Consider the following 17,665-nt stretch of genomic DNA (forward strand, 5'->3'; position numbering starts at 1 on the left):
ATCACATCGAATCGCACACCCACGGGGAACCCCCTTTGAAATTTCCATATGAATGGCAGATCGGCTGGCGCTACACGCGTGCAAGCAAGCGCGCCAGCCGCAACAGCTTCATTTCCTTCATCTCGCTCATCTCGATGCTGGGCATTGCCTTGGGCGTGGCGGCGCTGATCATCGTGCTGTCGGTCATGAACGGCTTCCAGAAGGAAGTGCGCGACCGCATGCTCTCGGTGCTGTCGCACATCGAGGTGATGGCGCCCGGCAGCCTGCCTGACTGGCAGCGCACCGCCAATGAGGCCATGCAGAACAAGGAAGTCACCGGCGCGGCGCCGTATGTGGGCGCGCAGGCCATGATCACGCGCGACGAAGCCGTGCGCGGCGTGCTGCTGCGCGGCGTGTCGCCGGCCGACGAACCGAAGGTGTCCGACATCGCCAAGGATTTCAAATCGGGCAGCATCGACGATCTGAAACCCGGCGAATTCGGTATCGCCCTGGGCAGCCAGCTGGCGCGCGGCCTGGGCGTCCAGCAGGGCGACAAGGTGACGCTGGTGGCGCCGCAGGGCACGATCACGCCGGCTGGCGTGCTGCCGCGCCTGAAGCAGTTCACCGTGGTGGGCGTCTTTGAATCGGGCCACTATGAATTCGACAGCTCGCTGGCGCTGGTCAATATGGAAGACGCCGAGCGCCTGTTCCGTCTCGACGGCCCGACCGGCGTGCGCCTGAAGCTGGTCGACATGGACCGGGCGCCGCAGGTGGCCGAGGCGCTGTCGCGCACACTGTCGGGCGAGCTCTACATCCGCGACTGGTCGCGCCAGAACAAGAACTGGTTTGCCGCCGTGAAGACCGAGAAGAAGATGATGTTCATCATCCTGACGCTCATCATTGCCGTGGCGGCGTTCAACCTGGTTTCCACGCTCGTGATGAGGGTGACGGACAAGCAGGCCGACATCGCCATCCTGCGGACCATGGGCGCGCAGCCGGGCTCGATCATGAAAATCTTCATCGTGCAGGGCGTGGCGATCGGGTTCATCGGCACGCTGCTGGGCGTGGGCTTCGGCACGCTCATCGCCTACAACATCGACGTGATCGTGCCGTTCATCGAGCGGCTGTTCCAGGTGCAATTCCTTCCGCGCGACATCTACTTCATCAGTGAACTGCCTTCGGACCCGCGCGTGAACGACATTGCGACCATCGGCATCATTTCCTTCATCCTGGCGTCGGTGGCGACGCTGTATCCGAGCTGGCATGCCTCGCGCGTGAATCCGGCGGAGGCGCTGCGTTATGAGTGAGGCCGTCATGACTTCCATGGAAGCGCCGGCCGCCGCGCCGCAGGGCGTGGTGCTGCAGGCCGAGGGGCTGGCCAAATCGTTCCGCCAGGGCGGGTTGAACGTCGACGTCCTCAAGGGCGTGGACCTGCGCATCGGGGTTGGCGAGAAGGTCGCCATCGTGGGCGCGTCGGGCTCCGGCAAGAGCACGCTGCTGCATGTGCTCGGCGGGCTCGACGAGCCGACGTCCGGCCGCGTGTCGCTGCTCGGCAAGCCGTTTACCGCCATGAAGGAGCGCGAGCGCAACACGCTGCGCAACCAGGCGCTCGGTTTCGTCTACCAGTTTCACCACCTGCTGCCCGAATTCACCGCGCTGGACAACGTGGCGATGCCGCTGCGCATTCGCGGCGTGGAAGAGGCGCAGGCGCGCCATACCGCACAGGCGATGCTCGAGCGCGTAGGCCTGGGGCCCCGCACCGCGCATCGCCCGGGCGAGCTGTCCGGCGGTGAGCGGCAGCGTGTGGCGATCGCCCGCGCGCTGGTGGGCTCGCCGGCCTGCGTGCTCGCCGACGAGCCCACCGGCAACCTCGACGACCACACCGCCGGAGAAGTCTTCGAGCTGATGCTGGAACTCACGCGCACGCTCGGCACCAGCTTTGTCATCGTCACGCACGATATCGAGCTGGCGGGCCGCTGCAACCGCATCTTCCGGCTGCGCGAGGGCCATCTGCACCAGGAGCGCTGAGCGCGCGGCATTATCGGAAACGGCGGATTCCAGCGCACCGCCGTTTCGGGTACGTTGCGTGCTTTTGCCAACGCAGAACCGACCATGTGGATCGACACCCATTGCCATCTGGATGCCCGAGACTTCGACGCCGATCGTGACGGCGTCGTTGCGCAGGCACGTGCGGCGGGGGTTGGCCACATCGTCGTGCCGGCCGTGGCGCGCTGGAATTTCGACACCGTGCGCGCACTGGCACACCGTCACGGCGGCTGCAGCTATGCGCTCGGCATCCATCCCATCCACGCCGCGCAGGCCAGCGATGACGACCTCGTCGAACTGCGCCGTCAGGTGGCGGCGTCCATGGGCGACCCACGCTTTGTCGCCATTGGCGAGATCGGGCTCGATTTCTTCATTCCGAACCCCGATGTCGAACGGCAGAACGCCGTCTTCCGCGCACAACTGCGCATCGCGCGCGAGTTCGATCTGCCGGTGCTGATGCACGTGCGCAAATCGCAGGATCAGGTCGGCAGCGCGGCAATCAAGGCCGGCGTGCGCGGCATTGCGCATGCCTTCAACGGGAGCCCCGAGCAAGCGCGGCGTTTCGTCGATGCGGGCTTCAAACTCGGCTTTGGCGGCGTTTTCACCTTCTCGCGTGCGAACCGTGTACGCCGGCTGGCGGACGAAATGCCGATCGAATCGATCGTGCTCGAAACCGATGCGCCGGACCTGGCCCCGTCCTGGCTGTCTGACGACCAGTTCGGCGAGCAGGGCGGCGTGCGTAACGTGCCCGCGCAAGTCGCGCGCATTGCCGAGGCGATGGCGCAGCTGCGCGGCATCGCCATCGACGTGCTCGCCGAGCAGGCGCGGCGCAACAGCATCGAGGCCATTCCCCGCCTGGCGACACTGCTGCAAGCCTGACGCGCGCGATGCGCTTCGTGTTGATCGGGTTCGTGGCCGGCTGCATGGCATTGCAGATGCAGCCGGCGCTCGCGCCGTTGTGGCAACCGCTCGCGGTGCTGATGCTGTGCTTGCTGCTCTGTGCGCGCGTGCAGCGGCGGCCGGTGTGGGCGTGCGTGTTCTTGACGGCCAGCGCCGTCGCGGCCGGTTTCGGCTGGAGCGACTGGCGGGCACAGCAGCGACTCTCAGTGGTGTTGAGCCCCGCGTGGGAAGGCAAGGACATCATCGCCACGGGGATCGTGGCCGAGTTGCCGCAGATCGGCGAGGACGCCACGCGGTTCCTGTTCCAGATCGAATCCAGTAATGCAGCGGACGCCGTGCCGCCGCGCGTGCGCCTGTCGTGGTACGGCATGCGCAGCTGGCCTGCCGCCGGCGAGGACACCGCCGAGGTCGACCGGCGCGCCGGTATTCCAGACCTGCAACCCGGCCAGCGCTGGAAGTTGACCCTGCGTCTCAAGCGCCCGCACACGCTGATGAACCCGGGAGGCTTCGACGGTGAATACGCAATGCTGGCCGACAACGTGCGCGCCACCGGCTACGTGCGCACCGGCAAGCGCACGCAGAACGTTGCGCTGGGCGAGGCGGATGGCGGCTTCGGAATGCGCGTCGAGCGCTGGCGGGCCGCAGTGCGGCGCCACATCCTCGACGCGTTGCCGGAGGCGCGCTACGCACCGGTGATCGTCGCGCTGGTGGTGGGCGATCAGAGCGGCATCGCCCGCGAAGACTGGGAGCTGTTCCGCCGCACCGGCATCAGTCATCTGGTCAGTATTTCGGGCCTGCACATCACCATGATTGCCGGGCTCTTTGCTGCGCTCTGGATGGCGCTGTGGCGCCGCTCGTTCGGGCTCGCTCGCTGGCTGCGCACGCCGCTGCCGTTGCGCATGCCGACCCCGCGTGCGGGCGCCATCGCCGCCATGCTCGCGGCCCTCGGTTACTGCCTGCTTGCCGGCATGGGCGTGCCGGCACAGCGCACGCTGCTGATGCTGTCCACCGTCGCCGTCGCCCGGCTGACCGATCGCAGCGTGCCGGCGAGCCTGTCGCTATGCTGGGCAGCCGCCGTGGTGGCGGTGGTGGATCCGTGGGCGGTGATGTCAGCGGGGTTCTGGCTGTCATTCGGCGCGGTGGCGGTCATCTTCATCGCGGCGCAGATCGCACTGCGCCACCCGCGCCATGCCGAGCCGGAAGGGTGGGGCGCGCGCATGCTGCGCAGCGTTGCCGGTGCCACGCGTGTCCAGCTTGCCGTCACGTTCGGGCTGTTGCCGGCGACCTTGCTGCTGTTTCAGCAGGCATCGGTGGTCTCTGCCGCGGCCAACGGCCTCGCGATACCATTGGTCAGCTTCGTGACCACGCCGCTGGCGCTGATCGGCACCGCGCTGCCCGATCCGCTTGCCCAGCCCGTGCTGGCCTCGTCTGAAGCGACCTTCCGGTGGCTGGCGGCGTGGCTCGAATGGGTGGCGCAACCGCGCTGGGCCGTCTGGGTGGCACCGGTGGCGCCTGCCTGGGCGCTGTCGCTGGCGGCAGGTGGCGTGGCGCTGATGCTCGTGCCAGGCGCGCACCGCGCGTGGGCATGGCGGGCACAGGGCACGATGCTGCTCCTGCCGATGGTGCTGGCGCGCAATCCCGTGCCGGCGGTGGGCGAGTTCCGCCTGGTGGCTTTCGATATCGGCCAGGGTGCCGCCGTGCTGGTTGAGACGGCCCGGCACCAAGTGTTGTTCGACACCGGCCCCCGGTATGGGGACAACGCCGATGCCGCCGCCCGGGTCATCACGCCGTACCTGCGCGCGCACGGGGTGGAGGCGCTCGACACGCTCGTCGTCAGCCATGCAGACAGCGACCACGCCGGGGGCACCGAAACGGTGATCAACGCGGTGCCTGTGCGCACCATGTTGGCGTCTTTGCCGCAAACGCACCGGCTGCGTGACGTGGCGCGGGCCCACGGTGCTGCGTTTGCTGATTGCGTGGCGGGGCAGGCCTGGGCCTGGGACGGCGTGGACTTCGAAATCCTGCATCCCCTGCGCGTGCCGGCCGACGATGCGCGCGTGTCCAGCAACGGCCGCAGCTGTGTTCTGCGCATCGGCAACGGCCGCCACGCAGCGCTGCTGGCGGGCGACATCGAAGCCGAGCAGGAAGCGGCCCTGGTGAAAGCCGAGGCGCCCGAGCGCCTGATGGCAGACATCTTGCTTGTACCGCATCACGGCAGCAAGACAAGCTCCAGCGGCGCGTTCTTGGACGCGGTGTCCGCGCAAGTGGCGATTTTCCAGGTCGGCTACCGTAACCGGTATGGGCACCCGCACCCCCGGGTGTGGCAGCGCTACGAGACGCGCGGCATCGAAGGCTTGCGCACCGACCGGACCGGCGCCGTGGTCATCCAGACCGACGGTGATGGGCTCGATATCCGGACCGCGCGCTCGATGCGGCCGCGGTACTGGTCTTCCGCACACGAGGTGCAGACCCTGGCGACGGCCACGGACGCAAATGATGCGCTGCCGTAAAACTCGGTTGCACGGCGGGTTCGCCCCATTGTGGCGCGCAAAACCGCCGTGCTATAAAAACCACGTGCCGCGTACATCGCGCGGCGCCGTCAGGGGAGAAAAGCATGGCAGTCCGGTTCTACGATGAAATGCTCAACTGGCATGATGGCGACCGCAGCCCCCATGCCGCCGAACCGGCCCCGGCAGCGCTCGTCCAGCAGGGCGAGGTCCGCAGCCACTACGGACGTTTCGCCGAATGGCTGGGCGCGCAATCCGCCACCACGCTACAGAACAAGCGTGCCGAAGCCGACCTCATCTTCCGCCGCGTCGGGATCACCTTTGCCGTGTACGGCGACAAGGATGAAACCAACAGCGGCACCGAGCGCACGATCCCGTTCGACATCATCCCGCGCATCTTTCCGGCAAGCGAGTGGGCCACGCTGGAGCGCGGCCTGCGCCAGCGCGTGGATGCACTGAACCGCTTCCTGCACGACATCTATCACGAGCAGAACATCCTGCGCGCCGGCGTCATTCCGCCGGACCAGATCTACAACAACGCCCAGTACCGCCCCGACATGCTCGGTGTGAACGTGCCGCGCGACATCTATGCGCACGTGGCCGGCATCGACATCGTCCGTGCCGGCGAGGGCGAGTTCTACGTGCTCGAAGACAACCTGCGCGTGCCCTCGGGTGTGTCGTACATGCTGGAAAACCGCAAGATGATGATGCGGCTGTTTCCTGAGCTCTTTGCGCGCAATCGGGTCGCGCCGGTGGCGCATTACCCCGACCTGCTGCTCGACACGCTGCGCAGTGTGTCGCCGCAGAACATTGCCGAGCCGACGGTGGTCGTGCTCACGCCCGGCATGTACAACTCGGCGTACTTCGAGCACGCCTTCCTCGCGCAACAGATGGGCGTGGAACTCGTAGAAGGCAAAGACCTGTTCGTGCAGGACGACCACCTGTACATGCGCACGACGCAAGGGCCGCAGCGTATCGACGTGATCTACCGCCGGGTCGACGACGACTTCCTCGACCCGCTGGTGTTCCGGCCGGACTCCACGCTGGGCGCGGCCGGCTTGCTGTCGGTCTACCGCGCGGGCAACGTCACCATCTGCAATGCCATCGGCACGGGGGTTGCGGACGACAAGTCGATCTATCCGTACGTGCCCGACATGATCCGCTTCTACCTGGGCGCGGAGCCGATCCTCAACAACGTTCCCACCTACATGTGCCGCCGGCCGGACGATCTGCAATACGTGCTCGATCACATGGGCGAGCTGGTCGTGAAGGAAACGCACGGCGCCGGCGGCTACGGCATGCTCGTGGGCCCCGCTGCCACGCAGGAAGAGATCGCCGCATTCCGCGAGGTGGTGAAGGCGCGCCCCGACCAGTACATCGCCCAGCCGACGCTGGCGCTGTCTACGTGTCCGACCTATGTGGAGGCCGGCATCGCGCCGCGCCACATCGATCTGCGGCCGTTCGTGCTGTCGGGCCAGGATGTGCGCATGGTGCCTGGCGGCCTGACGCGCGTGGCGCTGCGGGCGGGCTCGCTGGTGGTCAACTCGTCGCAGGGCGGCGGCACGAAAGATACGTGGGTGCTGGAGCGCTGAAGCACCGCCGCGACCATCGACATAACCGGACACGACAGGGAACGCCATGCTCAGCCGCACCGCAGACCACCTTTTCTGGATGGCGCGCTACACCGAACGCGCCGAAAACACCGCCCGCATGCTCGACGTGAACTACCAGACCTCGCTGTTGCCGCAGTCGGCGGAAGTGGCCGAGCAGGGCTGGTGGGCGATGCTCGACATCTCGGAACTCACACAGGTGTTTGACGAGCGCTACGGGCTGCTCTCGCGCGATGACGTGATCGACTTCATGGTGCGCGACATGACCAATCCGTCGTCGATCATGAGCTGCCTGCGCGGGGCCCGCGAGAACGCCCGGGCCGTGCGCGGCTCCATCACGACCGAGGTGTGGGAAACCATCAACACGACGTGGCTCGATGTGCAGCGCCTCATTGCCGAAGGCATGCTGCGCGATGATCCGTCGCAGTTTTTCGAGTGGGTCAAGTTCCGCTCGCACCTCTCGCGCGGCGTGCAGCTTGGCACCATGCTCACCGACGACGCATTCCACTTCATGCGTCTCGGCACGTTCCTCGAGCGCGCCGACAACACCGCGCGGCTGCTCGACGTGAAATTCCAGTCCACGCCCACGCGCGACGAAGCTGCGGCCGAGCAGGGTGACTTCTATCACTGGGCGGCCACGCTGCGCTCGGTTTCCGGCTTCGAGGTCTACCGCAAGATCTACCGCAACGTCATCACGCCGACGCGCGTGGCCGAGCTGCTGATCCTGCGCAGCGATATGCCGCGCTCGCTGCTCGCCAGCATGGACGAGGTCGTGGCGATTCTTTCGGTCGTGCGCAACAGCCAGTCGGCGGAAACCGAACGACGCGCTGGTAAACTGCACGCCGACCTGCGGTACGCGCGCATCGAAGACATTTTTGCCGTGGGCTTGCACGCATGGCTGACCAACTTCCTGGAGCGCATCAACGATCTGGGCAACGGGATCAGCCAAGACTTCCTGGTGCCGCTCGATGTGGCGTAACGCGCGGGGCCTTCCGTACCTATCGGGCCGTCGCTCATGTGCGGCGCCCGCGTTATCGTGAAATACCAAATTCGACATACGACGGTCTACCGTTATGCCGAGCCGCTGCGCCACAGCGTGCATGAGCTGCGGCTCACGCCTCGCAGCGGCACGCTCCAGCAGGTGGACAGCTGGCAGATTCATGCGCCCGGCAACCTCACGCGCGCCACGGACGGTTTCGGCAACGTCGTGCACCACTTCACGCTCGGGGCGCGCACGGACGACGTCACCATCGACGCGCGCGGCATCGTCGAGGCCTTTCCTGCCGCCGCGCCGGGCAGCCGGCACTTTACCGATGCGCCGGGGGAAGGGCGCTATCGCGTGTCGCCACTGTACTTTCTCAGCACCACGCCGCTGACTTCAGCGCCGGCCGACATGACCGCCTTCGCGCGGCAGCACGGGCTCGTGCCAGGCAATGCCGAATCCGCATTGCGTCTTGCGCAGGCCATTGCCCAGCGTGTGCGCTACAAGTCGAACACGACGCATGTCGGCACCACCGCCGCCGAAGCGTTCGGCCTCGGCACCGGCGTGTGCCAGGACCAGGCGCAGGTGATGGTGGCGTGCTGCCGCGCGCTCGGCGTGCCGGCGCGGTATGTCAGCGGCTATTTCCACGCGATTGGCGAAGAGGAACTCGCCAGCCATGCCTGGGCAGACGTGTGCCTCGATGCCGAATCGCATACGTGGTGCAGCATCGACGTGACGCACCAGTGCTTTACCGACGAGCGCCATGTCCGGCTGGCCGTCGGGCGCGACTACCAGTCAGCCGCGCCTATCCGCGGCGTACGTCAGGGCGGTGGCGCCGAGACCATGGACGTCAGCATTTCCATCGAACCGCTGCCGGCCGATCCTTCCTGAGCCCGGGTGAATCGAGCATCCCTTCCAAGCGTGCCGGCACGTTGCCGCTGGCGCGCTAGAATGCGTTCGATCGACTGTTTCCGTACGTGCTTCGCCGATGACTTATTGCGTTGCCATGCGCCTGGACGCTGGCCTTGTCTTCCTGTCTGATTCCCGCACGAACGCTGGGGTGGACGCCATTTCCACCTTCCGCAAGATGACCGTCTTCGAGCGGGAAGGCGATCGCGTCATGGTGCTGCTCACTGCCGGCAACCTCGCCATCAGCCAGGCCGTGCGCCAGGTGCTGACCGAGGCGCGCGACAACCCACGTTCGCTGTGGACGGCGCGCGACATGTTCGAAGCGGCCACCATCGTCGGCGAAGCCGTGCGCGAGGTCTATGACCGTGACGCCGCCGCGCTGGCCAAGGCCCACATCGATTTCAATGTGAGCATCATCTTTGGCGGGCAGATCGGTGCCGAACGCCCGCGCCTGTTCAACGTCTACGCGGCCGGCAACTTCATCGAGGCCACGCCCGAGAACTGCTATTTCCAGATCGGCGAGGCCAAGTACGGCAAGCCGATCATCGATCGCGTGGTGACCCCGAGCCTGCCGCTCGACGAGGCCGCCAAATGCGCGCTGATCTCGATGGACTCCACCCTGAAGTCGAATATCTCCGTGGGCTTGCCGCTGGATCTGCTGGTTTACGAGGCGGACTCGCTGCGGGTGACGCGGTTTGTCGCCATCGATGAGGAGAACCCGTATTTCGCGATGATCCGCAGCACATGGGGCAAGCGGCTGCGTCAGGTCTTTGCCGAAATCGACGATCCGGACTGGGAGGCCCATCCCGAGGCGGCGCATCCGCTGCGCCGCGAAGGGCACCCGTCCATCGCCGTGGAGCCGGTGCGCATTGCGCCCCCGGCCGCCGATGCGCCGCCCGCGCCGAAACGCGCGCCGGAGCCGACGCTGGAGCAGGTGTCCACGATCCAGCGCGTGGCCGGCGGATCGCAGAAACCTCACTGAGGCGCCGGGAGCGGCATATGCGCGACGTGATGCTCTTTTCGCATGCCAACGGATTTCCGGTGGGCACCTACCGGAAGATGTTGGGCGTGCTGGCTGATGAATTCGACATCCGGGCAGTCGAGCGTTTCGGGCATGACCCGCGCTTTCCCGTCACGCGGTCGTGGCCGGGGCTCGTGAAAGAGCTGCTGGCCGAGATCGATGCGCAGCCCGAGCCCGTGTGGCTCGTGGGCCATTCGCTGGGTGGCTTCCTCAGTCTGATGGCGGCTCTGCGCCGGCCGGAGCGGGTGCGCGGTGTCGTGATGCTGGATTCCCCGATCATTGCCGGGTGGCGCGCCAAGCTGTTGCGCGTGGCGCAGTGGCTGGACATCGACGAGCGCCAGTCGCCGGCCGCTGCCACCAAGAACCGGCGCAATGTGTGGCCCGACCTCGATTCGGTCTGGAGTCACTTCAAGGCCAAGAAGAAATTCGACCGCTGGGACGAAGACGTGCTGCGCGACTACGTCGAACATGGCACCGAACCCACTGGGCGTGACACGGAGCGCACCCTGCGCTTTTCGCGCGAGGTTGAATACCAGATCTACCGGACACTGCCGACCAACATGGGCCGCAAGGTGGCTGGCGGTACGCCGTTCCCGGTCAGCTTCGTGGCGGGCACGCGTTCGCGCGAAATCCGGCAGGTCGGCCTCGGGGCCACGCGGCGCATCGTGGGCAGCCGGCTGCGGTGGATCGAAGGCAGCCACCTGTATCCGATGGAAAAACCGCTCGAAACGGCCGCGCTGGTGCGCCAGCTGATCAACGACATGCGTGCTGAAGCAGGCGCCATGCGGCACGCCGCCTGAGCCGACGAAATCCTCCGTTCTGTCACGGATCGTGGAGGGCACCTTTGGTATAATCCGGCTTTCCCCGGCAAGCTAGGTCATGACCAAGTTCGTATTCGTTACCGGTGGCGTAGTGTCCTCACTCGGCAAGGGCATCGCCGCCGCCTCGCTCGCGGCCATTCTTGAGTCGCGCGGCCTCAAAGTCACCCTCCTCAAACTCGATCCCTACATCAACGTCGACCCGGGCACGATGAGCCCGTTCCAGCACGGCGAGGTGTTCGTGACGGAGGACGGCGCAGAAACCGACCTCGATCTTGGTCACTACGAGCGCTTCGTCTCGGCCAAGATGCGAAAGGCCAACAACTTCACCACCGGCCAGATTTACGAATCCGTGATCCGCAAGGAGCGTCGCGGCGAGTATCTCGGCAAGACGGTGCAGGTCATTCCGCACATCACCAACGAAATCCAGGCTTTCATCGAACGCGGCGCCAAGGCGTCGCACGACGGCAAGGCGGATGTGGCGATCGTCGAAATCGGCGGTACGGTGGGTGACATTGAATCGTTGCCGTTCCTGGAAGCGGCGCGTCAGATGAGCCTGCGCCTGGGCCGCAACCAGGCGGCGTTCGTGCACCTGACGCTGGTGCCGTTCATTGCCAGCGCCGGCGAACTCAAAACGAAGCCGACCCAGCACTCGGTGCAGAAGTTGCGCGAGATCGGCGTGCAGCCCACCGCGCTGCTGTGCCGTGCCGACCGCCCCATTCCCGATGACGAGCGCGCGAAGATTTCGCTCTTCGCCAACATGCCGCAGGACGCCGTCATCTCGGTGTGGGATGTCGACACCATCTACAAGATCCCGCAGATGCTCAACGAGCAGGGGCTGGATCGCATCATTTGCGAAGAGCTGCGCATCGAGGCGCCGCCCGCGGACCTGTCCGTGTGGGCGCGCATGGTGCACACGCTGGAAAACCCGCAGCACGAGATCACCATCGGCATGGTCGGCAAGTATGTCGACCTGACGGAATCGTACAAATCGCTGATCGAAGCGCTGCGCCACGCCGGCCTGCATACCTCGACGCGCGTCAACATCGAGTACATCGACTCCGAAGAACTGGAGTCGGGCCACATGGATGTGCTCAAGTCGCTGGACGCCATCCTGGTGCCGGGCGGCTTCGGCAAGCGCGGTACGGAAGGCAAGATCCGTGCGATCCAGTACGCCCGCGAGAACGGCGTGCCGTACCTCGGCATCTGCCTGGGGATGCAGCTGGCCGTGATCGAGTTCGCGCGCCATCTGGCCGGCATGACCGACGCCAACAGCACGGAATTCAATGACGAGACCGAGCATCCGGTGGTCGCCCTCATCACCGAGTGGCTGGACCGCGATGGCCGTGTGGAGAAGCGCTCCGCCGATTCCGACATGGGCGGTACGATGCGCCTCGGTTCGCAACGCGTGCCGGTGCAGCCGGGCACCAAGGCCGCGCAGATCTATGGCACGGAAGTCAATGAGCGCCATCGTCACCGCTATGAGGTGAACAACCACTACGTGCCCCAGCTCGAGAAGGCCGGGATGATCATCTCGGCGCGCACGCCGTCGGAGAACCTGCCGGAAATGATGGAGCTGCCGAGCTCGATGCACCCCTGGTTCGTCGGCGTGCAGTTCCACCCGGAATTCACCTCGACGCCGCGTGACGGCCATCCGCTGTTCAAGGCTTACGTGGAAGCTGCGCTTGCGCACCACCAGCAGAACGCGCAACGCGCTGTCGCCTAGGGCGTCGGCGCACAGGAACATCATGAAACTCTGCGATTTCGAAGTCGGCCTCGACAAACCGTTCTTCCTGATTGCCGGCACCTGCGTGATCGAATCGGAGCAGATGGCGATCGACACCGCCGGTACGCTCAAGGAGATCACGGGCGCGCTTGGCATTCCGTTCATCTACAAGTCGTCGTTCGACAAGGCGAATCGTTCCTCGGATGCCTCGTTCCGCGGGCTCGGTATGGAAGAGGGGCTGCGCATCCTGGCGGAAGTCCGTCGCCAGGTGGGCGTGCCCGTGCTGACCGACGTGCACGAGATCGACGAGATCAAGCCTGTGGCCGAAGTCGTGGACGTCCTGCAGACCCCGGCCTTCCTGTGCCGCCAGACGGATTTCATCCGCGCCTGTGCGCAGAGCGGCAAGCCCGTCAACATCAAGAAGGGTCAGTTCCTCGCGCCGCACGACATGAAGAACGTCATCGACAAGGCGCGGCATGCGGCTCGCGATGCCGGCCTGCCGGAAGACAACTTCATGGCCTGCGAGCGTGGCGCTTCGTTTGGCTACAACAATCTCGTGTCGGACATGCGCTCGCTCGCGATCATGCGCGAGACGGGCGCACCGGTCGTGTTCGACGCGACGCATTCGGTGCAATTGCCGGGCGGCCAGGGCACCAGCTCGGGCGGCCAGCGCGAATTCGTGCCGGTGCTGGCCCGCGCAGCCATTGCGACGGGTGTGGCGGGCGTGTTCATGGAAACGCATCCGGACCCCGCATGCGCCAAGTCCGACGGCCCGAATGCCGTGCCGCTGCGCCGCATGAAAGACTTGCTGTCAGTACTGAAAGAACTGGATGCGCTCACGAAGCGCAGCGGTTTCCTGGAAAATCAGTTCGATTGAACGCTTGACCCCACCCGACCGGCGGCGCTGTTAGCCGCCGTCGTCGTTTGTTGCTGCTTCCGGAGAGAGACACATGGCCGCTGGCTACATCCTCGCGTACGTGGACGTGACCGACACGGTGCAATACGAGCAATACAAGGTGCTGTCGACCAAGGCCATGCAGGCCCACGGCGCCGAAGTCCTGGTGCGCGGTGGCAAGACCGAGCAATTGGAAGGGGAGTGGGCTCCCACGCGCGTCGTCCTGCTCAAGTTCCCGAGCTATGACGCAGCCAAGGTCTTCTATGACAGCGAGGAATATCGCGCCGCCCGCGACGCGCGCGCCAAGGCTGCCAAGATGAACATGATCGTGGTCGAAGGCGTTTAACCGGCGCCGGTCGACTTCGTAGCGTTACCTGCTTTAAGACACCAAGAGGGATTTTCATGAGTGCCATCGTAGATATCATCGGTCGCGAAGTGCTGGACTCGCGCGGCAACCCCACCGTCGAATGCGACGTGCTGCTGGAATCGGGCGTGATGGGTCGCGCCGCGGTGCCGTCGGGCGCCTCGACGGGCTCGCGCGAAGCCATCGAACTGCGCGACGGTGACAAGTCGCGCTACCTGGGCAAGGGCGTGCTGAAGGCCGTCGAGCACATCAACACCGAAATCTCCGAGGCCATCATGGGCCTGGACGCGTCGGAACAGGCGTTCCTGGACCGCACCCTGATCGACCTGGACGGCACCGAGAACAAGAGCCGCCTGGGTGCCAATGCCATGCTGGCCGTGTCGATGGCCGTGGCGAAGGCTGCCGCCGAAGAGGCCGGCCTGCCGCTGTATCGCTATTTCGGCGGTTCGGGCGCGATGCAGATGCCGGTGCCGATGATGAACATCGTCAACGGCGGCGCGCACGCCAACAACAGCCTCGACATCCAGGAATTCATGGTGATGCCGGTCGGCCAGTCGAGCTTCCGTGAAGCCCTGCGCTGCGGCGCCGAGATCTTCCACGCGCTGAAGAAGATCCTGGCCGACAAGGGCATGAGCACCGCCGTGGGCGACGAAGGCGGTTTCGCACCGAACTTCGCCAGCAACGAAGAGTGCCTGAACACCATCCTGTCGGCCATCGACCAGGCTGGCTACAAGGCCGGTGAAGACGTGCTGCTGGCACTCGACTGCGCCGCTTCGGAGTTCTACAAGGACGGCAAGTACCACCTGGAAGGCGAAGGCCTGCAACTGTCCTCGGAAGAGTTCGCCAACTACCTGGCCAACCTCGCCGACAAGTTCCCGATCGTGTCGATCGAAGACGGCATGCACGAGAGCGACTGGGCCGGCTGGAAGATTCTGACCGAGAAGCTCGGCAAGAAGGTGCAGCTTGTGGGCGACGACCTGTTCGTCACCAACACGCGCATCCTGAAGGAAGGCATCGAGAAGGGCATCGCCAACTCGATCCTCATCAAGATCAACCAGATCGGTACGCTGACCGAGACGTTCGCGGCCATCGAGATGGCCAAGCGCGCCGGTTACACCGCCGTGATCTCGCACCGCTCGGGCGAAACCGAGGACAGCACGATCGCCGACATCGCTGTCGGGACGAACGCTGGCCAGATCAAGACGGGCTCGCTGTCGCGCTCGGACCGCATGGCCAAGTACAACCAGCTGCTGCGCATCGAAGAAGACCTCGGTGATATCGCCAGCTACCCCGGCAAGTCGGCGTTCTATAACCTGCGATAATCCTTCGCAGTTTCGCCCCGCATGACCGTGCGACCGCCGATGTGGCGGTCGCGTGGTATCTGGGGCTGCACCTTCCACGCCCGACGTTCGCATGCGCCTGATCACGCTGTTCCTGCTGCTGTTGTTGCTTGCCATCCAGTACCCGCTCTGGCTCGGCAAGGGCGGCTGGCTGCGTGTGTGGGACATGCAGAAGCAGGTGAGCGCGCAGAATCAGCGCAATGGCGAACTGAAGCAGCGCAACACCAAGCTCGAGGGCGAAGTGAAAGACCTGAAGGACGGCACGGGCGCCATTGAAGAGCGCGCGCGCTACGAGCTTGGCATGGTCAAGGACGACGAGGGTTTCGTCCAATTCGTGGCGCCGGCGCCCAAGTCCAGCCAGACTCCCCCGCCGCCTCCGCCCCCGGCGGGCCAGCAGAGTCGGCACTGACAACGCCGGGTGGATGCCCCCCGGCATCGTCCCGCTTTACCAGTAGTACGGATAGCCCCAGACGGGCGCGCCATAGCGGAAACCCCAGCCACCCCGGTGGCGCCATCCACTGCCGTAGTAGACCGAGTAGCTGCCATAGTACGGATACGGCGCATAGTAAGGCGTGGCTGCATAGGCCCGCGCCTGGGCTTCGCGCTGAACGGCCTGGTCGGATTCGCGCAGCGCCTTGGCGTTCAGTTCATCAAGCTTCTTGCGATCTTCCGGCGACAGCGGTGCGGGTTCGGCAGGCTGTGTATCGGCCGGCAAACGTGCCGTATAAGGCGTGCCGCCGGGCCCGCGCGGCACGGCGACGCAGGCGGACGCCAGCAAGGCCACCGCCATCGGCAGCGCGAGCCTCGCGGTACGACGAACGTTGGATGACCGGTTGATGAGCTCTGGCATGGTGGACCCCGCAACGGGCGGATGATGGAACTGGCGGCTTGGAGTGTGGGCGGCGTGCGGAAGTGCCGCTATTCACGCATCTTCATACTATGTCGCCGCGCTCAGTGGCGCTGGTCCGGCGCGCCCTGAATACCTTGTGCGACAGTGTCCTGCGCGAAGAGCTGTGCACAATCCACCGCATCGAAGCTGTAGTGCTGACCGCAGAATTCACAGTCGATCTCGACCTTGCCGCGCTCTTGCAGGATGCTGTCGATTTCGGGCTGGCCCAGCGTGCGCAGCATCGCACCCACGCGCAGACGCGAGCACGAGCAACGGAAGTGCGGTGCCTGCGGCTCGAACATGCGGATGCCGGCGGCCTCGAGCTCTTCCCAGTACAGGCGCTTGATCAGCGTGTCGATCGGCTGCTCGAGCAGCTCTTCGCGGCGCAGCGTCTTGCCGAGCTGGCAGACGCGCTCCCACGTGTCGAGGTCCTGCTCGGGCGCGTTTTCATGGAGCGGCTGGCCGGTCTCGCCCACCTGCGCGGGTTCGCGATCGGGGCGACCCTCCATGGCGCCTCCGTACGAGGGCAGGCGCTGCAGCAGCATGCCGGAGGCCACCTTCTCGTCGGCGGCAAGCCACAGGCGCGTGTCGAGCTGCTCAGACGTCTGCATGTAGTGCTCGAGCACCTCGGTCATGCTGGCGAGCACCCCGTTCTCATCCGACAGCGGTACGATGCCCTGGTACGGCTGCTGGCCCGGCAGCTTGTCTTGCGGATCGAGCGTGATGGCGAAGCGGCCATGACCCTGCACGTTCACCATCGAGGCCAGCGTGGCGTCCTCGGCGATCTCGGCGCCTTCGACGATCTTGGCGGTAGCGCGCATCGACAGGTCGGAGTTGCACTCCACGACGAGCATGCGCACTGGGCCATCGCCGTGCAGCTGCATGACCAGCGCGCCATTGAACTTCAGGTTGGCTGACAGCAGCGCGGCGGCGGCCATCATTTCGCCCAGCAGCGTCTGCACCGCAGCGGGATAGCGGCGGCGGCGCAGCACCTCTTGCCAGGTCGCTTCCAGGCGCACCAGTTCACCGCGCACGGGCGCGGCGTCGAATACAAATTTCTTGAGCTCGTCAGTCATCCATCGATCCGTTTCAGTTGCTGCTTGTACATCGCCTGGCGCACCGCGTACGTTTCCGTATTCAGGTGCATCTTCGCGATGTCGTCTTCCGTCAGTTTGCGCACGGCCTTCGCGGGCGCGCCCAGGATCAGCGTGCCGTCTTCGAAGACCTTGCCTTCGGTGACGATCGCGCCGGCGCCCACCAGGCAGTTCTTGCCGATCACCGCCCGATTGAGCACCACCGCCTGGATGCCGATCAGCGAGCCTTCGCCGATCGTGCAGCCGTGCAGCATGGCCTGATGGCCGATCGTCACGCGGTCGCCGATGTTCAGCGGGCAGCCCGGGTCGGTGTGCAGCACGGCGCCTTCCTGCACGTTGCTGGCCTCGCCTACGGTGATCGGCTCGTTGTCGCCACGGATGACCGCGCCCGGCCACACGCTGGCGCGCGCCTTGAGCTCCACGCGGCCGATCACGGTCGCTTCGGGGGCCACGTAGGCGTTGTCGTCGATGGTCGGGGCAATGTCGCCGAGTTGGTAGAGGGCCATGCGATCGGTCTCCAGAATCTGCGTAGATGGGGGAATGGCGCGCGTCTTCAAGCCGGCCCCGTGGCCGCCGCGACACGTC

At 65.7% G+C, this 17,665-nt stretch carries 17 protein-coding genes; 14 read left to right on the forward strand and 3 right to left on the reverse strand.

Annotation, left to right across the window (positions count from 1 at the left end):
• The first annotated feature begins 35 nt into the window (after positions 1 to 35).
• The 14 genes from TK49_RS09700 to ftsB all read left to right on the forward strand — a co-directional run bounded on the left by TK49_RS09700 (position 36) and on the right by ftsB (position 15,506).
• A complete protein-coding gene (locus tag TK49_RS09700) occupies positions 36 to 1,286 on the forward strand; it encodes a lipoprotein-releasing ABC transporter permease subunit (protein WP_045786492.1) in 1,251 nt (416 codons plus the stop codon).
• Entirely contained in the window at positions 1,279 to 2,007 is a 729-nt protein-coding gene (gene lolD / locus TK49_RS09705; protein ID WP_045786493.1) for a lipoprotein-releasing ABC transporter ATP-binding protein LolD, read from the forward strand. The genes TK49_RS09700 and lolD overlap by 8 nt, the downstream gene beginning before the upstream one ends.
• An 84-nt stretch (positions 2,008 to 2,091) precedes the next feature.
• Entirely contained in the window at positions 2,092 to 2,904 is an 813-nt protein-coding gene (locus TK49_RS09710; RefSeq protein WP_045787833.1) for a TatD family hydrolase, read from the forward strand.
• A gap of 8 nt (positions 2,905 to 2,912) precedes the next feature.
• Positions 2,913 to 5,435 (forward strand): DNA internalization-related competence protein ComEC/Rec2, encoded by a 2,523-nt coding sequence (locus tag TK49_RS09715; protein ID WP_045786494.1) that lies wholly within the window; start codon positions 2,913 to 2,915, stop codon positions 5,433 to 5,435.
• Positions 5,436 to 5,539: 104 nt separating this feature from the next.
• Entirely contained in the window at positions 5,540 to 7,024 is a 1,485-nt protein-coding gene (locus TK49_RS09720) for a circularly permuted type 2 ATP-grasp protein (RefSeq protein WP_045786495.1), read from the forward strand.
• A 46-nt stretch (positions 7,025 to 7,070) separates the two neighbouring features.
• A complete protein-coding gene (locus TK49_RS09725) occupies positions 7,071 to 8,021 on the forward strand; it encodes an alpha-E domain-containing protein (protein WP_045786496.1) in 951 nt (316 codons plus the stop codon).
• Positions 8,022 to 8,078: 57 nt separating this feature from the next.
• On the forward strand, positions 8,079 to 8,915 hold the full coding sequence (locus TK49_RS09730; protein ID WP_045787834.1) for a transglutaminase family protein: 837 nt from the start codon (positions 8,079 to 8,081) through the stop codon (positions 8,913 to 8,915).
• Positions 8,916 to 9,012: 97 nt separating this feature from the next.
• A complete protein-coding gene (locus tag TK49_RS09735; protein ID WP_045786497.1) occupies positions 9,013 to 9,915 on the forward strand; it encodes a proteasome-type protease in 903 nt (300 codons plus the stop codon).
• A 17-nt stretch (positions 9,916 to 9,932) separates the two neighbouring features.
• Entirely contained in the window at positions 9,933 to 10,754 is an 822-nt protein-coding gene (locus TK49_RS09740; protein WP_045786498.1) for an alpha/beta fold hydrolase, read from the forward strand.
• A 79-nt stretch (positions 10,755 to 10,833) separates the two neighbouring features.
• The gene (locus TK49_RS09745) at positions 10,834 to 12,498 is read left to right on the forward strand and encodes a CTP synthase (RefSeq protein ID WP_045786499.1); all 1,665 of its coding nucleotides are present in this window, start codon (positions 10,834 to 10,836) and stop codon (positions 12,496 to 12,498) included.
• Positions 12,499 to 12,520: 22 nt separating this feature from the next.
• Positions 12,521 to 13,375 (forward strand): 3-deoxy-8-phosphooctulonate synthase, encoded by an 855-nt coding sequence (gene kdsA, locus TK49_RS09750; protein ID WP_045786500.1) that lies wholly within the window; start codon positions 12,521 to 12,523, stop codon positions 13,373 to 13,375.
• 73 nt (positions 13,376 to 13,448) lie between these two features.
• A complete protein-coding gene (locus TK49_RS09755) occupies positions 13,449 to 13,739 on the forward strand; it encodes a DUF1330 domain-containing protein (protein ID WP_045786501.1) in 291 nt (96 codons plus the stop codon).
• A gap of 56 nt (positions 13,740 to 13,795) precedes the next feature.
• Positions 13,796 to 15,079 carry a phosphopyruvate hydratase gene (gene eno, locus TK49_RS09760; RefSeq protein WP_045786502.1) on the forward strand — a complete coding sequence of 428 codons (1,284 nt, stop codon included), beginning with the start codon at positions 13,796 to 13,798 and terminating at the stop codon, positions 15,077 to 15,079.
• A gap of 91 nt (positions 15,080 to 15,170) precedes the next feature.
• A complete protein-coding gene (ftsB, locus tag TK49_RS09765; RefSeq protein ID WP_045786503.1) occupies positions 15,171 to 15,506 on the forward strand; it encodes a cell division protein FtsB in 336 nt (111 codons plus the stop codon).
• A gap of 36 nt (positions 15,507 to 15,542) precedes the next feature.
• Here the strand turns inward: ftsB and TK49_RS09770 are convergent, their stop codons facing one another.
• The 3 genes from TK49_RS09770 to TK49_RS09780 all read right to left on the reverse strand — a co-directional run bounded on the left by TK49_RS09770 (position 15,543) and on the right by TK49_RS09780 (position 17,586).
• Positions 15,543 to 15,947 (reverse strand): hypothetical protein, encoded by a 405-nt coding sequence (locus TK49_RS09770; protein ID WP_045786504.1) that lies wholly within the window; start codon positions 15,945 to 15,947, stop codon positions 15,543 to 15,545.
• 101 nt (positions 15,948 to 16,048) lie between these two features.
• Positions 16,049 to 17,062 carry an Hsp33 family molecular chaperone HslO gene (gene hslO / locus TK49_RS09775; RefSeq protein WP_045786505.1) on the reverse strand — a complete coding sequence of 338 codons (1,014 nt, stop codon included), beginning with the start codon at positions 17,060 to 17,062 and terminating at the stop codon, positions 16,049 to 16,051.
• Entirely contained in the window at positions 17,059 to 17,586 is a 528-nt protein-coding gene (locus TK49_RS09780; RefSeq protein ID WP_045786506.1) for a gamma carbonic anhydrase family protein, read from the reverse strand. Before TK49_RS09780 ends, hslO begins: the two co-directional genes overlap by 4 nt.
• Positions 17,587 to 17,665 lie beyond the last annotated feature (79 nt).

The sequence above is a fragment of the Ralstonia mannitolilytica genome, assembly GCF_000954135.1.
Classification (GTDB): Bacteria; Pseudomonadota; Gammaproteobacteria; order Burkholderiales; family Burkholderiaceae; genus Ralstonia; species Ralstonia mannitolilytica.

Bases quoted from the DNA above. Each gene is read 5' to 3' on its own strand.
- TK49_RS09755 (WP_045786501.1), top strand. From the start codon at position 13,449: ATGGCCGCTGGCTACATCCTCGCGTACGTGGACGTGACCGACACGGTG.
- TK49_RS09735 (WP_045786497.1), top strand. From the start codon at position 9,013: ATGACTTATTGCGTTGCCATGCGCCTGGACGCTGGCCTTGTCTTCCTG.
- TK49_RS09745 (WP_045786499.1), top strand. From the start codon at position 10,834: ATGACCAAGTTCGTATTCGTTACCGGTGGCGTAGTGTCCTCACTCGGC.
- TK49_RS09740 (WP_045786498.1), top strand. From the start codon at position 9,933: ATGCGCGACGTGATGCTCTTTTCGCATGCCAACGGATTTCCGGTGGGC.
- TK49_RS09780 (WP_045786506.1), bottom strand. From the start codon at position 17,586: ATGGCCCTCTACCAACTCGGCGACATTGCCCCGACCATCGACGACAAC.
- TK49_RS09725 (WP_045786496.1), top strand. From the start codon at position 7,071: ATGCTCAGCCGCACCGCAGACCACCTTTTCTGGATGGCGCGCTACACC.
- TK49_RS09710 (WP_045787833.1), top strand. From the start codon at position 2,092: ATGTGGATCGACACCCATTGCCATCTGGATGCCCGAGACTTCGACGCC.
- TK49_RS09770 (WP_045786504.1), bottom strand. From the start codon at position 15,947: ATGCCAGAGCTCATCAACCGGTCATCCAACGTTCGTCGTACCGCGAGG.
- ftsB (WP_045786503.1), top strand. From the start codon at position 15,171: ATGCGCCTGATCACGCTGTTCCTGCTGCTGTTGTTGCTTGCCATCCAG.
- kdsA (WP_045786500.1), top strand. From the start codon at position 12,521: ATGAAACTCTGCGATTTCGAAGTCGGCCTCGACAAACCGTTCTTCCTG.
- TK49_RS09715 (WP_045786494.1), top strand. From the start codon at position 2,913: ATGCGCTTCGTGTTGATCGGGTTCGTGGCCGGCTGCATGGCATTGCAG.
- hslO (WP_045786505.1), bottom strand. From the start codon at position 17,062: ATGACTGACGAGCTCAAGAAATTTGTATTCGACGCCGCGCCCGTGCGC.
- eno (WP_045786502.1), top strand. From the start codon at position 13,796: ATGAGTGCCATCGTAGATATCATCGGTCGCGAAGTGCTGGACTCGCGC.
- lolD (WP_045786493.1), top strand. From the start codon at position 1,279: ATGAGTGAGGCCGTCATGACTTCCATGGAAGCGCCGGCCGCCGCGCCG.
- TK49_RS09720 (WP_045786495.1), top strand. From the start codon at position 5,540: ATGGCAGTCCGGTTCTACGATGAAATGCTCAACTGGCATGATGGCGAC.